The 15,679-nt window shown below is 37.0% G+C and carries 16 protein-coding genes and 1 pseudogene; 14 read left to right on the forward strand and 3 right to left on the reverse strand.

Features of this window, described 5'->3' with window-relative positions; all coding sequences use genetic code 11:
* Position 1 precedes the first annotated feature (1 nt).
* From EJN90_RS01090 to EJN90_RS01110, 4 genes and pseudogenes are all read left to right on the forward strand, one after another.
* Positions 2-931: a conjugal transfer protein gene (locus EJN90_RS01090; protein ID WP_000584387.1), complete on the forward strand. Its 930-nt coding sequence runs from the start codon at positions 2-4 to the stop codon at positions 929-931.
* Between the two features lie 313 nt (positions 932-1,244).
* Positions 1,245-1,292, forward strand: a pseudogene (locus EJN90_RS14155) (hypothetical protein); the annotation flags it as partial.
* A gap of 15 nt (positions 1,293-1,307) precedes the next feature.
* Positions 1,308-3,227 carry a tetracycline resistance ribosomal protection protein Tet(M) gene (gene tet(M), locus EJN90_RS01105; protein ID WP_126108471.1) on the forward strand — a complete coding sequence of 640 codons (1,920 nt, stop codon included), beginning with the start codon at positions 1,308-1,310 and terminating at the stop codon, positions 3,225-3,227.
* A gap of 100 nt (positions 3,228-3,327) precedes the next feature.
* Positions 3,328-3,513 (forward strand): cysteine-rich KTR domain-containing protein, encoded by a 186-nt coding sequence (locus tag EJN90_RS01110; protein ID WP_413926387.1) that lies wholly within the window; start codon positions 3,328-3,330, stop codon positions 3,511-3,513.
* Positions 3,514-3,570: 57 nt separating this feature from the next.
* On the opposite strand, the gene EJN90_RS01115 is transcribed toward EJN90_RS01110, so the two are convergent.
* Entirely contained in the window at positions 3,571-3,924 is a 354-nt protein-coding gene (locus EJN90_RS01115; protein WP_001227350.1) for a helix-turn-helix domain-containing protein, read from the reverse strand.
* Positions 3,925-4,454: 530 nt separating this feature from the next.
* Here EJN90_RS01115 and EJN90_RS01125 point away from each other — a divergent pair.
* The 4 genes from EJN90_RS01125 to EJN90_RS01145 all read left to right on the forward strand — a co-directional run bounded on the left by EJN90_RS01125 (position 4,455) and on the right by EJN90_RS01145 (position 7,022).
* A complete protein-coding gene (locus EJN90_RS01125; RefSeq protein ID WP_164543959.1) occupies positions 4,455-4,877 on the forward strand; it encodes an RNA polymerase sigma factor in 423 nt (140 codons plus the stop codon).
* A complete protein-coding gene (locus tag EJN90_RS01130; RefSeq protein ID WP_000845143.1) occupies positions 4,874-5,104 on the forward strand; it encodes a helix-turn-helix domain-containing protein in 231 nt (76 codons plus the stop codon). Before EJN90_RS01125 ends, EJN90_RS01130 begins: the two co-directional genes overlap by 4 nt.
* A 497-nt stretch (positions 5,105-5,601) precedes the next feature.
* Entirely contained in the window at positions 5,602-5,802 is a 201-nt protein-coding gene (locus EJN90_RS01140; protein WP_000633907.1) for a DUF3173 family protein, read from the forward strand.
* Positions 5,803-5,828: 26 nt separating this feature from the next.
* Positions 5,829-7,022, forward strand: a complete 1,194-nt coding sequence (locus EJN90_RS01145; protein ID WP_000237797.1) for a site-specific integrase — start codon at positions 5,829-5,831, stop codon at positions 7,020-7,022.
* Positions 7,023-7,089: 67 nt separating this feature from the next.
* On the opposite strand, the gene guaA is transcribed toward EJN90_RS01145, so the two are convergent.
* Together guaA and coaA are read right to left on the reverse strand one after the other, a co-directional pair.
* Positions 7,090-8,643 carry a glutamine-hydrolyzing GMP synthase gene (gene guaA / locus EJN90_RS01150; RefSeq protein ID WP_126108474.1) on the reverse strand — a complete coding sequence of 518 codons (1,554 nt, stop codon included), beginning with the start codon at positions 8,641-8,643 and terminating at the stop codon, positions 7,090-7,092.
* Positions 8,644-8,690: 47 nt separating this feature from the next.
* On the reverse strand, positions 8,691-9,614 hold the full coding sequence (gene coaA / locus EJN90_RS01155; protein WP_126108475.1) for a type I pantothenate kinase: 924 nt from the start codon (positions 9,612-9,614) through the stop codon (positions 8,691-8,693).
* Between the two features lie 224 nt (positions 9,615-9,838).
* On the opposite strand from coaA, the gene EJN90_RS01160 reads away from it, so the two are divergent.
* From EJN90_RS01160 to fni, 6 genes are read left to right on the forward strand one after another with little or no spacing between them, the layout of a single operon-like run.
* Positions 9,839-10,075, forward strand: a complete 237-nt coding sequence (locus EJN90_RS01160; RefSeq protein WP_126108476.1) for a hypothetical protein — start codon at positions 9,839-9,841, stop codon at positions 10,073-10,075.
* A gap of 29 nt (positions 10,076-10,104) precedes the next feature.
* Positions 10,105-11,460: a tripartite tricarboxylate transporter permease gene (locus EJN90_RS01165; RefSeq protein WP_126108477.1), complete on the forward strand. Its 1,356-nt coding sequence runs from the start codon at positions 10,105-10,107 to the stop codon at positions 11,458-11,460.
* An 18-nt stretch (positions 11,461-11,478) separates the two neighbouring features.
* Positions 11,479-12,435 carry a mevalonate kinase gene (gene mvk / locus EJN90_RS01170; protein ID WP_126108478.1) on the forward strand — a complete coding sequence of 319 codons (957 nt, stop codon included), beginning with the start codon at positions 11,479-11,481 and terminating at the stop codon, positions 12,433-12,435.
* Positions 12,432-13,439: a diphosphomevalonate decarboxylase gene (mvaD, locus tag EJN90_RS01175; protein ID WP_126108479.1), complete on the forward strand. Its 1,008-nt coding sequence runs from the start codon at positions 12,432-12,434 to the stop codon at positions 13,437-13,439. Before mvk ends, mvaD begins: the two co-directional genes overlap by 4 nt.
* Positions 13,440-13,453: 14 nt before the next feature.
* Entirely contained in the window at positions 13,454-14,527 is a 1,074-nt protein-coding gene (locus tag EJN90_RS01180) for a phosphomevalonate kinase (RefSeq protein ID WP_126108480.1), read from the forward strand.
* Complete coding sequence (fni, locus tag EJN90_RS01185; protein ID WP_227872542.1) at positions 14,514-15,608, forward strand: type 2 isopentenyl-diphosphate Delta-isomerase; 1,095 nt, start codon at positions 14,514-14,516, stop codon at positions 15,606-15,608. Before EJN90_RS01180 ends, fni begins: the two co-directional genes overlap by 14 nt.
* Positions 15,609-15,679: the final 71 nt, after the last annotated feature.

Genomic DNA, 15,679 nt, shown 5'->3' on the forward strand with positions numbered 1-15,679 from the left:
AATGATTATAAAAATCGAGCGAAAAGAAAAGAAGGAGAAACCAAAGAAATCTAAAAAACCGAGCAAGCAAAGAAAAGTTCCGATGATTAAAGTTGGCACGCATAAGAAATTAACCTTTGTTTTATGGGTTTTATTGATTGGTAGTGTCGGATTTGGAATCTATAAAAATTTTACTGCCATTGACACTCATACTGTCCGTGAAACAGAAATCATTAAACAGCAGATTGTCGATACCAACCAAGTAGAAAGTTTTGTGAAATCCTTTGCGAAAGACTACTTTTCGTGGCAACAATCCCAAGAAGCCATTGATAAACGAAATGAAAAATTGACCCATTATTTGACGGAAGAATTGCAGGTATTAAATGAAGAAATGATTCGTAAGGATATTCCTACTAGTTCTAGTGTGAACGATATACAGGTGTGGCAGGTTTCTCAAGTGAATGAGAACACCTTTGAGGTACTGTTTTCTGTTGAACAAGTTATTACCGAAGACAAAGACAAGGAAACTATATCGTCTAGCTTTCATGTGGTTGTCCATATAGATGAATCAGATAATATGGTTATTATCAAAAATCCGACAATGAGTAAGAAACCTCAAAAATCGGACTACCAACCCAAACAGCTAGAAAGTGACCATACAGTAGATACAGAAACGATGGACGAAATCACTAGCTTTTTAGAAACGTTCTTCCAGCTCTATCCTACCGCCACAGAAAAAGAATTGACTTACTATGTAAGTAATCATGTGTTACCTATGATTAACAAGGAATATGTTTTCGAGGAATTGGTGAATCCTATCTTTACCAGAAAAGATAACCAAGTAATCGTGAATGTCGCTGTGAAATATTTAGATCAAGAAACAAAGGCAACCCAAATCTCGCAATTTGAGTTGATATTAGAAAAACAAGATAATTGGAAGATTGTAAAATAACAAATATTGGTACATGATTACAGATACTTTGTAATCATGTACTCTTTTTGATAAAAAATTGGAGATTCCTTTACAAATATGCTCTTACGTGCTATTATTTAAGTGACTATTTAAAAGGAGTTAATAAATATGCGGCAAGGTATTCTTAAATAAACTGTCAATTTGATAGCGGGAACAAATAATTAGATGTCCTTTTTTAGGAGGGCTTAGTTTTTTGTACCCAGTTTAAGAATACCTTTATCATGTGATTCTAAAGTATCCAGAGAATATCTGTATGCTTTGTATACCTATGGTTATGCATAAAAATCCCAGTGATAAAAGTATTTATCACTGGGATTTTTATGCCCTTTTGGGTTTTTGAATGGAGGAAAATCACATGAAAATTATTAATATTGGAGTTTTAGCTCATGTTGATGCAGGAAAAACTACCTTAACAGAAAGCTTATTATATAACAGTGGAGCGATTACAGAATTAGGAAGCGTGGACAAAGGTACAACGAGGACAGATAATACGCTTTTAGAACGTCAGAGAGGAATTACAATTCAGACAGGAATAACCTCTTTTCAGTGGGAAAATACGAAGGTGAACATCATAGACACGCCAGGACATATGGATTTCTTAGCAGAAGTATATCGTTCATTATCAGTTTTAGATGGGGCAATTCTACTGATTTCTGCAAAAGATGGCGTACAAGCACAAACTCGTATATTATTTCATGCACTTAGGAAAATGGGGATTCCCACAATCTTTTTTATCAATAAGATTGACCAAAATGGAATTGATTTATCAACGGTTTATCAGGATATTAAAGAGAAACTTTCTGCCGAAATTGTAATCAAACAGAAGGTAGAACTGTATCCTAATATGTGTGTGACGAACTTTACCGAATCTGAACAATGGGATACGGTAATAGAGGGAAACGATGACCTTTTAGAGAAATATATGTCCGGTAAATCATTAGAAGCATTGGAACTCGAACAAGAGGAAAGCATAAGATTTCAGAATTGTTCTCTGTTCCCTCTTTATCATGGAAGTGCAAAAAGTAATATAGGGATTGATAACCTTATAGAAGTTATTACTAGTAAATTTTATTCATCAACACATCGAGGTCCGTCTGAACTTTGCGGAAATGTTTTCAAAATTGAATATACAAAAAAAAGACAACGTCTTGCATATATACGCCTTTATAGTGGAGTACTACATTTACGAGATTCGGTTAGAGTATCAGAAAAAGAAAAAATAAAAGTTACAGAAATGTATACTTCAATAAATGGTGAATTATGTAAGATTGATAGAGCTTATTCTGGAGAAATTGTTATTTTGCAAAATGAGTTTTTGAAGTTAAATAGTGTTCTTGGAGATACAAAACTATTGCCACAGAGAAAAAAGATTGAAAATCCGCACCCTCTACTACAAACAACTGTTGAACCGAGTAAACCTGAACAGAGAGAAATGTTGCTTGATGCCCTTTTGGAAATCTCAGATAGTGATCCGCTTCTACGATATTACGTGGATTCTACGACACATGAAATTATACTTTCTTTCTTAGGGAAAGTACAAATGGAAGTGATTAGTGCACTGTTGCAAGAAAAGTATCATGTGGAGATAGAACTAAAAGAGCCTACAGTCATTTATATGGAGAGACCGTTAAAAAATGCAGAATATACCATTCACATCGAAGTGCCGCCAAATCCTTTCTGGGCTTCCATTGGTTTATCTGTATCACCGCTTCCGTTGGGAAGTGGAATGCAGTATGAGAGCTCGGTTTCTCTTGGATACTTAAATCAATCATTTCAAAATGCAGTTATGGAAGGGATACGCTATGGTTGCGAACAAGGATTATATGGTTGGAATGTGACGGATTGTAAAATCTGTTTTAAGTACGGTTTATACTATAGCCCTGTTAGTACTCCAGCAGATTTTCGGATGCTTACTCCTATTGTACTGGAGCAAGCCTTTAGAAAAGCTGGAACAGAATTGTTAGAGCCATATCTTAGTTTTAAAGTTTATGCACCACAGGAATATCTTTCACGGGCATATAACGATGCTCCCAAATATTGTGCAAATATCGTAAATACTCAACTGAAAAATAATGAGGTCATTATTATTGGAGAAATTCCTGCTCGATGTATTCAAGATTATCGCAATGATTTAACTTTTTTTACAAATGGGCTTAGTGTTTGTTTAGCAGAGCTAAAAGGATATCAGGTTACCACTGGCGAACCTGTTTGCCAGACCCGTCGTCTAAATAGTCGGATAGATAAAGTAAGATATATGTTCAATAAAATAACTTAGTGCGTTTTATGTTGTTATATAAATATGGTTTCTTATTAAATAAGATGAAATATTCTTTAATATAGATTTGAATTAAAGTGGAAAGGAGGAGATTGTTATTATAAACTACAAGTGGATATTGTGTCCTATTTGTGGAAATAAAACAAGACTACGAATACGAGTGGATACTATACTTAAAAATTTCCCTTTATACTGCCCCAAATGTAAGAACGAAACTTTAATTAATGTTCAAAAAATGAATATAATAACAATCAAAGAGCCAGACGCCAAGACGCAGAGCCGATAATTTGAGAAATGAAACTCTCATCTTATCGGCTCTTTTTGTTTATCTGAATTTTACTGACTAGCCTTCAATATTTCTTGCTTCATTGATACCTTTTGCTAGTGCTTCCATTAAGGATAGTTCTTTGTCTGTAAAGCTATCCATGTATTTTTCTACCTGTAACCTTCGAGTGCTTTTAATCAAATTATCTGTAGGTAAGAAAAATTCATCAATAGATACATGGAGTAATGATACAAGATCATACAGCACTTGTGTACTTGGGTGTTGTCCTTTGTTTTCTATATTTGTTAAATAACGTGGGTCAATTTCAATCATTGTTCCCACTTGTTCACGAGTGAGACCCCGTTTCATTCGAGCCTCTTTAATCGCTAAACCAACGGCTCTAAAATCGTATTTATCTTCTTTTTTACGCATACTAAATCACCTCTATACATTTTACTGTTCCTATATAACCATAAACAGGTATAGAAAAACATGTTATATAGTTTATGAGTTCCTATAGAACACTGGGGAATTTATTAATGCGATGAATCCAATTTCAAATAGAAAGGTCGCTGATTTTATTTACCTATACAACTTTATAAAATTTAGTCATACTCCTAGAAAGTAGATAAAATTGGCGACTTAATGGAGGGAAAAGTCGCCATGAGAAAGGTAATCTGTCATCTAGTTCTCTTAATTAAGTTCTTATCAAAAAAACTTATCCACCTGTACTGGATAGATATGACCATCAATGTGGTTTTGCAGATTACATAGATAGAAAAATCAAAGCATATGAACAGAGAAAACAATCTGTTTATGTGCTTTTTTGGTCACTTAATAAATATCTTTTAGGATTTCTCTTCATTTATGCAACAAATCCCCCTTTCGTGTCGGGGCTTAGTATGAAGGGAGATAAAGAAGCACATGCCACTCCCTTTCACGACAGAAAGGGGGTGAAAAGCATGAAACCATCTTCTTTTCAAGAAACCATAGAAAATCAGTTTGACTATATCTGCAAACAAGTTATTGAAGATGAACGAAAAGATTACTTCAAACATCTAGACAGACTATCAGCAAAAGAAGTCTCGTTTTCTGATATAGATAACTACCTTGTCAACTCTTTTTCTACTGTTGATACGTACGTCACTGATTTCCAACTATTTAAATTATTTGGATCAAGAATCAATGTTGAAAGTGATTTATTAAGTGAAGCCCTGCGTCATCTTTCAGAGAAAAAACGGAACATTATTTTACTTCATTACTTTATGGATATGAGTGATGTGGAGATTGCGGAGTTACTAAATTTGAATCGTTCGACTGTTTATCGTCATCGAATAAGTGGACTAGCCATGATTAAAGAATTCATGAAGGAGTGTAAAGAATGAAAACAGCTTATCCAAGGGTTCCCTTCCCCCTCATTGTAAAGGCGACAGATGGCGACGTGGAAGCAATTAATCAGATTGTTAAACATTATCGAGGGTATACCTCAAAACGTTCATTACGTCGCATGACAGACGAATATGGAAATTCTCATATGGTTATTGATGAAACCCTACGTGGCAGAATGGAAACGAAACTCATCTCTAAGATTTTATCGTTCGAAATTAAATAGTCCCATTTTTTCGTGGAAGCGTGTCGAATCGTATCCACGCTTCCCGATTTGGGAGGTTTGTTATTCCATCAAAGCATATTGTGTGTTCAGTAGGTTTTGATAGGCTAACAAGCCAAACGTTCTTTGACAACCAAATAAAGGCAATCGAATACGTTTCGGTAAGAAAAGAGCTGATGAACTAACACGCCATGACCTACAAAATTAGTGAGCGATTCATGTTAGTAATTCGAAAGTAATCTTTAGCAGGATTGCTGCCATGACTTTCTTATCGTGATAATGATACTCCCGTATAGCCATAGTCCGAGCGTTAGAAGCGTCACAGGCAATGGGTACGGCTACATGAGAACCATGCAGAAGTGAAATTCCTGTGAGCTTTGCTAGAGCTGTTCGATTGCTAAGATATTCTTCTCTTGTCAGTGTATTATTATAAAACTATTTGATATAATTATAGGTGAATATTGGAGTTTTCCTAGCCTATAATTGGGAAAGGAGTAATAATGATAACGGTCACAAAAAAGGATTTAGTTGAGCTAGGATATGGAACTTCTTTTTCAGCAGACATCATAAAAAAAGCAAAAGAATTGATGATTACAAAAGGGCATATCTACTATCAATCTCGAAAGCTAGATAGAGTCCCTCGTGAAGCTGTTGAAGAAATTCTAGGAATTCGGTTTTCAAATGAAAACAGGTCTGAGTAGTTTTTGCACAGTAAGGAGTAAAAACTATGGTTAAAGACCCAATAAAAAAAGCAAAGAATGGAACCTATTATTTTCGTGCAAATCTAGGTTATGATTCTAAAGGGAAAAAAATTCAAAAATATCGTAGTGGATTCACTACTAAAAAAGAAGCAAGAGAAGAATATTCGAAACTGCTATTGATGAAACCAGAAGAATTAAGTGAGAATAAGGATAAAATGACGTTTAAACATTATATCTTTGAAATTTTCCTTCCATGGTATAAGACACAGGTAAAGCTCAGAACATATGAAAATCGCTTACCAACTATTAAGAAGCATTTCTCTTATTTTGATAAAATGGCTGTTTCCGATATTGAGCCTATTGATGTGCAAAATTGGCAACTAAAATTATCAAAGAAGTGTAAGTCTTCTTATGTAAGAGCTGTTCAAGGACTATTTTCAGTTGCTATGGATCGAGCAATTGTCCTTGGGATAACCACCACAAATCCATCTAAGATTATTGGCAATGTGAAAAAGCAAAAGTCTAAAATTGAATTTTGGACAAAAGAAGAATTTGAAAAAGTAATCTCTCTAATTTACAAAGAAGATTACTATCAACACTTTTTATTTATCTCTCTGTGGTTTTTATTTATGACTGGAATGCGAATTGGTGAAGCTACTGCCATTCAATGGGAAGATATTGATTTTGACTCAGGAGTACTAACCATCAACAAAACACTCTATTACAAGAATCAATCGAATTATAGATTTGTTGAACCAAAAACAAAGGCGAGCGTTCGTCATATTGTATTAGATAAATGCACATTAACTTATTTATCCGAATGGAAGGAAGTACAACAAAATCTAATTCAGACAGACTTTGTAATGAGCTATAACGGTATTCCTACCCAAAAACATACACTATCATATGCTATTGAACGCTATGCTAAGCTGGCTGGCATCCATCGAATCAGAATCCATGGGTTACGGCATTCTCATGCTTCCTTGTTAATCAGTATGGGAGAAAATCCACTTATCATTAAAGATCGTCTAGGACACGAAGATATTGAGACGACTTTAGGAACGTATGGACATCTTTATCCTAACAGTAATTTCGAGGTAGCTAACAAATTAAATGGAGCCATTTCCTTTAAAGAAGCAAAACAAAATTATGATACTTCACCAAAGAATCAATTTACTGTAGACTACTTGCGAAACAAAGAAATGAAAAAAGTGCAATAAAAGTGCAGTAAAAAGATAAGAAGAGCCAGAAACCCTTGGTATAAGAGGATTTCTAGCTCTCCTACAACTACTCCCACTCAATAGTCGCTGGTGGCTTGCTCGTGATATCATACACGATACGGTTTACGTGTTCCACTTCATTCACGATTCTTCGAGAAATTGTATCCAACACTTCATAAGGGATACGTGCCCATTCTGAAGTCATTCCATCAATGGAAGTTACAGCACGGATTCCGATTGTATAATCGTATGTACGTCCATCCCCCATTACCCCGACACTACGGATTCCTGGTAATACAGTAAAGTATTGCCATACATCACGGTCCAATCCTGCTTTTGCAATTTCTTCGCGCAAGATTGCATCTGATTCACGAACGATTTCTAATTTTTCTTCAGTAATTTCGCCGAGTACGCGGATTCCGAGTCCTGGCCCTGGGAACGGTTGGCGCCAAACAATGCTGTCAGGCATTCCTAGCTCTGTTCCTAGTTCACGGACTTCATCTTTGAATAGTGTATTCAATGGTTCAATCAATTTGAACTGCATGTCTTCTGGCAATCCACCAACGTTATGATGAGATTTAATTGTTTGTGCAGTCTCTGTTCCACTTTCGATAACGTCTGTATAAAGTGTTCCTTGTGCAAGGAACTCGATGCCATCTAGTTTTGTTGCTTCGTCATCAAATACATAAATAAATTCGTTTCCAATGATTTTACGTTTTTGCTCTGGATCGCTTACGCCTGCTAATTTTGATAAGAAACGTTCTTTTGCGTCCACTAAAATAATATTCAAACCAAATTTCCCAGATAGGCTTTCCATTACTTGTTCTGCTTCACCTTTACGCAGTAAGCCGTGATCAACGAAAATACAAGTTAGTTGGTCGCCAATTGCCTTTTGTAAAAGGACACCTACAACAGAAGAATCTACTCCACCAGATAGGCCAAGCAGTACTCTTTTATCCCCTACTGTTTCACGAATTTTTTCAATTTCAATATCAATAAAGTTTGCAATAGACCAGTCAGCTTTACATCCACAGATATCGAATGCAAAATTACGGAGCATCTCATTGCCATGAACAGAATGGCGAACTTCTGGATGGAATTGAACACCGTAAAAATTACGTGCTTCATTTGCAAATGCTGCAACTGGACATTGAGCGTTCGTTGCGGTCACTTCAAATTCGATAGGAATGTCAGTAACTAAATCCCCATGACTCATTAACACTGTTTCAGTTGTGTCCAACCCTTTAAATAATTTGTTCTCCGATTGAAGGATACTGATGTCTGATCGACCGTATTCACGATTTTTTGCTTTTTTAACCGTACCGCCAAATTCAACGGTCATTAATTGCATTCCATAACAAACACCTAGAATGGGAATTCCTAAATCGTAAATTGCTGAATCAACGGTAAAGGCTCCTTCTGCATAGACACTGTTTGGTCCGCCTGAAAAAATAATTCCTTTTACGTTATCCATTTTTTTAATATCTTCTGCGGTTGTTCGGTGAGACAGTAATTCAGAGAATACACCAAATTCGCGGATTCGTCTTGTAAGTAATTGATTGTATTGACTTCCAAAGTCTAAAACGATAATTTTTTCCATTGATGCTAAATCTGTAGTCATTTAAGATAATCCCTCCAAGTTTTTGTTTTTTAATTTTATTGCCAGTATTAATATTTCTTGATCTGTAAGTAATCGATAAAGTGGTTATCGGATTTATGAATAATGAGATCTGCTCGAGTCATGGTCGGAGCGATGTATTCTTCCAAGTTCTTTAGATTGACTGATCGAAAAACGCCCCTTGCCATATTAATCGCATCTTCTCGATTACCAATCGCATAATTATAATAATAATTATCGGGCTGGTTTTTAGCCAAGTCCATTAGCAATTCAAATCGTTCTAGATACCACTTTTCCACATTCTCTACATCCGCATCCACGTAGATAGAGAAATCAAAAAAGTCACTTACATAAATTTGTTGATTGGAAGGAAGCTGCAATACATTTATTCCTTCAACAATTAGTATATCAGGTTGGTTCACAACATCAAAAGTATCTGGCACAATATCATAAATATGATGAGAATAAACCGGAAATTCTACATTTGGCTTGCCTGTTTTTACATCCAATAAAAATTGGATCAAGCGTTCCATATCGTAACTCTCCGGAAATCCTTTTCGTCCAAGTATGCCATGCTCAATTAAATAGGCATTTGGATAAAGAAATCCGTCTGTTGTAATCATTTCAATGTTTTTATCTGTATAAAATTTTTGCAAAAGACTCTGTAGAACACGTGCAGTCGTACTCTTTCCCACTGCCACACTACCAGTAACCCCAATAATTAACGGGGCAGGTTCGTATGAATAACCCAAAAAATTACTTTTCATTCTTCTTAGTTTGCGATAGTTTTTTTGATACAGATCAATCATTTCAACAAGAGGAACGTAGATATCACGCACATCTTCCAGTGAAAGTTTATCATTCAAAGAGGTTAAACTTTCAATTTTCTTTTCTGATAATAATGGAATGGACTCTTCGTGAAAAGTCTTCCACTCACTTCTATCGATTTGATAGTAGTTACTATTTGGCTGCATTCTTAAATCCTTTCATTTCATGAACATTTTTGCTTATTGTAACACATTTATTTTGCTTTTTACTACAGTAATTTATACTTGGGTGGATGATTATTCGTCTAAAAGTCAATAATTTACTAATAGGCAATTAAGTTTTTATAAATAAATGCTTGTTTAATTTACTTTACCCTCGCCCTTCGCTAAAATTAAGTAGACTTATATGGTTATTGAAAAGGGTGAAAAAAATGAAGAAAGAACAAAAATATCTTGAGTTATGGGGAGACTTAGTTGGTTCCATTGATATGGTTCGAGCCATTGTTGTATCAACTGTTCTAACAATGGGCGGCTATTTTCTAGCTCCTTCACAGGATACAACGAAACAATTATTTTTTGGATTAATGGGAGCCGTCCTTGCTTTATTCATCAATACCCTATTTATTAAGCCGAAGCGAATCATTCGTCGAGCTACAATAAATAAATAAATCCATCACACAAACAGGAGGAGTTTTTAATGGATTTTAGTATGATTGGTCAAATGATAATCGCAGCGGTAGGAGCGACCGTTTTATATACGATTATTGGCTTTATTCCTGGAACAGACGAAACTGCTGTATTAATGCCCATTACACTTGCAATCGTAATGGCAGGCATACAACCAATTGTTGTTTTAACGTTTTTTATTTCAGCTATCGTGGCGTTAAATTTAATGAATGCCATGCCGACATTGGTTGTTGGTCTACCCGGGGGAGTTTTATCAACCCCTATGATTGAACATTCCATGATGTTGAAAAAGGCCGGTCTGACACATGAAAATATAAAAAAAGCAGCGGTAGGCTCATTGATAGGTGTTTCAGTGTCCGTACCCATCAGTTTGTTATTTGCAAATCTAATCGCGCCTTATGCAGAAGTGATTAAAAGTTATGCCAGTTGGTTATTTGTTATCGGAGCAATTTTCTTGTCCTTAATGGGAAGAGCAAAGCTGCTATCACTAGTAATGATTGTTCCCGTAGCTCTGCTATTTCAGAGCTTACGGACTTTGTATTGGGATTTAAATATCGTTCCGTTTGATAAAAATATAACCACTTCTTTCTTTTTGGGAATTACTGTTGGTCCACTTTTAGTCAGCTTGCTTTCGTTTTTAATCAAAGATAAGCGAGTTGCGACAGAGACAACACAGCTGAAAGAAACGATAATACCTGTCATCAATAGAGAAAATATCACGTTGAATCCTTTCAAAATTATTAAAAAAGAAGAGTCAATTCGTGCAGGTCTTTCTTCATTTCTATCCACCTTTTTGTTCGTTTTGAGCCCGGTTGGTATCATCATTTTATTTGGTGAGTTGGCAGCGAAACAAGCAAAAAACCCAATCGAAAAAGCCAGTACGTCCATCGTTACAATGAGTGCTCTAGCTCAATCCACTTACTTGTCTGGCATTATTATTTGTGTGGTAGCTCTGGGTATTCCCTTATCTCCAGCGGCTATCGGGCCAGGTGGTGCTCTTTTTACTGCCCCGCCGGTTTTTACAATGGAAAATAATATCCACCATGCTCTAAGAGCCAGCGAATTTACATTGGCAATTGTTTTTGGTGCTCTTATAGCCATTAGCATGGTTTATTTCCTAGCAATTCGTTATGCAACGAATATAACAAGCTTTGTATTAACGAAAATTCCTCATGAAGCAATTCTAGGATTATTTATTGCGCTTGTTTTGCTTTTATCTTTCATGGATGCAGGACTTTTGAATGTTTTTGGGGTATTATTAATTGGTTTTATTTGTGGGTCATTAAATAATCTAGGAATCAATTACGGAATTCAGTTCATGACTTTATATGCTGCTCCATTCATTGTTTCTTGGTTTGCACAGTAAAGTTTGTAGTAAAGGAAGATGTTGAAAATGAAAGAAAGTAAGATAGGAAAAGCACACGGGAAAATTATTCTAATGGGAGAACATGCGGTTGTCTATGGGGAACCTTCCATTGCACTGCCTTTTCCAGCAGTTGAAATGCTTGCTACTGTCCGTGAAAATGAAGGACCATTACGAATTGACTGTTCTTACTATCATGGAATCGCGGATGAAATGCCGGAAATCTTACAAAGTTTAAAAAAAGCAATTAAAGTGGCGCTTGATTCTCTTGATAAGCCCTATGAAAACCTCTCAATTTCAATTGAGAGTGCCATCCCGCCTGAGAGAGGTATGGGCTCAAGTGCAGCAGTTGCCGTAGCAGTGACAAGAGCAATTTATCAATACTATCAAACAGAGCTTTCTCATGAAAAATTACTGGAATTGGTGAGCATTGCTGAGAGAATCGCTCATGGGAATCCTAGTGGCCTGGATGCTATTACAACAAGCGGATCTTCCCCTGTTTATTACCGAAAAGGACATGATTTTGTCCCTTTTGATCTACAGATGGATGCTTACTTGGTAGTTGGTGATACAGGCGTAACAGGCCAAACGAAAGAGGCCGTCCAAAGCATTGCAGACCGCATCCAGCAGGAAGACCAGCCAATCAGTTTGAATAAAATACATACTCTAGGAAGTTTGGCTGATCATGCCCGAACGTTTCTAGAAAAAAATGATGCTGTGTCTCTAGGAAAAACCATGGATCACGCACATCAATTACTTGTAGAATTAGGGGTTTCGAATAAAGAATTGGATACATTGGTTAAAGCGGCCAAAAAAGCAGGTGCTTTAGGGGCAAAATTGACCGGTGGCGGGCGCGGCGGCTGTATGATTGCTTTAGTTGCAAATGAAGCAGATACTTTCGCCTTACAAAAAACCCTAAGAGAAGCAGGTGCTGTAGCAACTTGGGTTACATCACTTAAAAAGGAGGAAAGTAGATGACTTATGCAGCAGTAAGAGCACACACAAATATCGCTCTGATTAAATATTGGGGAAAAAGAGATGAAGAATTTTTCTTACCTATGAATAGCAGTCTCTCTCTGACACTGGAAAAACTATACACCGATACCTTTGTTCAATTTGACGAGGAATTAACAGAAGATTTGTTTATTTTGAATGGTAAGAAACAAAGTGAAAAAGAGACTGGAAAAATTACTCGTTTCCTTGACTTATTCCGAGCTCAGGCAGGAGTATCCTACCGAGCTCGTGTAGCAAGTATCAACCATGTTCCTACAGCGGCTGGACTAGCCTCCTCTGCTTCGGCTTTTGCGGCATTAGCTGGTGCCGCCAACATCGCTAGTGGCTTAAACGTAGACTTGCGAACCTTATCTACCTATGCTCGTCAAGGAAGCGGCAGTGCTACAAGAAGCATCTATGGTGGGTTTGTGGAATGGAATAAAGGAACAAGCTCAGAAGATTCTTTTGCTATTCCAATTGACGAGGCTGACTGGGACATCGGCATGGTGATTATTGCAGTAAATCGTTCTGAAAAGAAAGTATCCAGTCGGGAAGGAATGAAACAGACCGTTGAAACTTCCCCCTATTATCCAGCTTGGGTGGCAACTGCAGAAGACGATTTGAGTGTAATAAAAGATGCGATAAAAGAACGTAATTTTGAAAAAATGGGTGAAATGGCTGAGCATAGTGCAATGAAGATGCATGCTTCCATGCTTGCTGCAAAACCGCCTATTTTATATTTTGAACCAGCTAGTATTACCGCGATCCAAGCGGTCCAGAAATTGCGTGAACAAGGCATCTCGTGTTATGTTACAATGGATGCCGGACCAAATGTGAAAGTCCTTTGTCGCCTTTCACAAGCAGGACTTATTAAAGAAAAACTCAAAGATTTTTTTAAAGAAGAACAATTATTAATTACTGGACCAGGAAAAGGAATCCGAGAATTAACAGAAGACGAGCTTCAAAAAAATAACTGGTCATTTATCTAGAGAGGAAGAAGACAGTGGTACAAGCAAGCGCACCGGGAAAATTATTTATTGCAGGTGAATACGCAGTAGTCACTCATGCTCATCCAGCGATTTTGGTTGCGGTGAATCAATTTATTACAGTAACGGTTGAGAAAGCGGAAGAAGAAGGATCCATTCATTCTTCTCTAAACGGAGGTCTGCCTATCCCCTGGACAAGACAAAACGGGAAACTTTATATTGATGAACGTGAAAATCCTTTTTTCTATATCACGCAGGCTGTTAAATACACTGAACAGTATATTCAGGAGAAAAATAAAGAGCTGGAATTCTTTCATTTATCAGTAGAGAGCGAATTAGATAATGCCAAAGGAAAAAAATATGGACTAGGATCAAGTGGTGCCGTTACTGTTGCCACAATAAAAGCCTTGTTAAAATTCTACGATCTGGAAATGACGTCTGAATTAGTCTATAAGCTTGCAGCTTTAGCTCACCTTTCTGTCAACAGCAATGGCTCATTTGGTGATATTGCAGCGAGTAGTTACACTGGTTGGATTGCTTATGCGTGTTTTAATCGCCAATGGGTATTGGAGCAAGAAGAAAACATGTCAATTACCGAACTTGTTGCTTTACCATGGCCAGATTTAATGATCAAACAACTTCAAGTACCGCAGAAATTGAAATTACTAATTGGCTGGACTGGTTCGCCCGCATCCACCACTCATTTGGTCGATAAAGTAAATCATAAGCGAGGTACATTGGAAGGTTTTTTCCCGATTTTTTTAAGAAAAAGCAAAACCTGCGTCAATGCCTTAATCGATGCTTTTGAAACAGGAGATGTCGAAGCAATTAAAATTGGCATCAATCGAAATCGGCAACTATTGCAACGACTTGCTCAGCAAACAGGAGTCAAGATCGAAACGGAACTATTATCAAAATTGGTTCGCATTGCAGAAAAATTTGGCGGTTCGGGAAAAAGTTCCGGTGCTGGCGGCGGTGACTGCGGAATCGTTTTGATTGAAGAAGATAAAGACCTTACTTCCCTATTAGCAGATTGGAGAAAAGCTGGAATCCAGCCACTTCCACTCGAAGTATTTTATGAAAAAAAATAAGAAAGGAATTGCTATGAATATTGATTCAAATCGTAAAGATGAGCATGTCGAATTAGCTGAAAAGCAGTATCAGTCTCATAGTAAGTCTGACTTTCAGAAAGTCCGCTTTGTGCATCATTCATTTCCGCAAATGGCTACTGATGACGTGAGTTTAGAAACTGACTTACTGGGGCAACAAATGCCGCTCCCCTTTTATATCAATGGGATGACAGGAGGCAGCGAAAAAACAAAAGAGATTAATCAACAACTAGCAGAAGTCGCAAAAGCATGCGGATTAGTAATGGCTTCCGGTTCTGTCAGTGCTGCTATCAAAAATCCAGAAGTTGAGGATAGCTTCCGTATTATTCGTGAAGTAAATCCAAACGGAATTGTCTTAGCGAACCTTGGAGCTCACCATACTATCGAAAATGCAAAAAAAGCAGTCGATATTCTTGAGGCAGATGGTATGCAAATCCATATTAATGCAGCGCAAGAACTAGTTATGCCAGAAGGTGACCGAGATTTTTCTATGTGGTTAAAACAAATCGAAGACATCGTTGCGAATCTAGGCGTTCCCGTTATGGTAAAAGAAGTTGGCTTTGGGATGAGTCAAGAAACAATCCGACAATTGATTAATGTCGGTGTTCAATGGATCGATGTTTCGGGGACGGGTGGAACAAATTTTGCTGCAATCGAAAACGCACGCAGAACAACCTTCTCTTTTGATGATTTAGAAAACTGGGGCCAGTCTACTGTTCTTTCTCTTATTGAGGCAGGAGGAGTAAATAAACAGGCGCATATCCTCGCTTCAGGCGGCATTAAAACACCCTACGACATCGTCAAAGCCTTGAGCCTGGGTGCTGAAGCAGTTGGTCTTTCAGGACAGTTCTTGCATATGGTCGTAAATGATGGACCAGAAAAAACAATTGAGACCGTTCGTACATGGAAAGAAAAAATCATTGCAATCATGACTTTGCTTGGAAAGAAGACGATCAAAGAATTGCAACAGACAGATTTGATTTTCCATCGTGATTTGATTGATTGGTGCGATATGCGCTCGATTGATTACCGATATTATGCAAAACGTTCAAGCGTAAAATAAGAAAAACCAATCTCAAAAATCAGCAGAAATAAAAGACGTAGAAAGCATGAAACTGCTTTTTACGTCTTTTT

The sequence above is a fragment of the Jeotgalibaca ciconiae genome, assembly GCF_003955755.1.
GTDB classification, from domain to species: Bacteria; Bacillota; Bacilli; order Lactobacillales; family Aerococcaceae; genus Jeotgalibaca; species Jeotgalibaca ciconiae.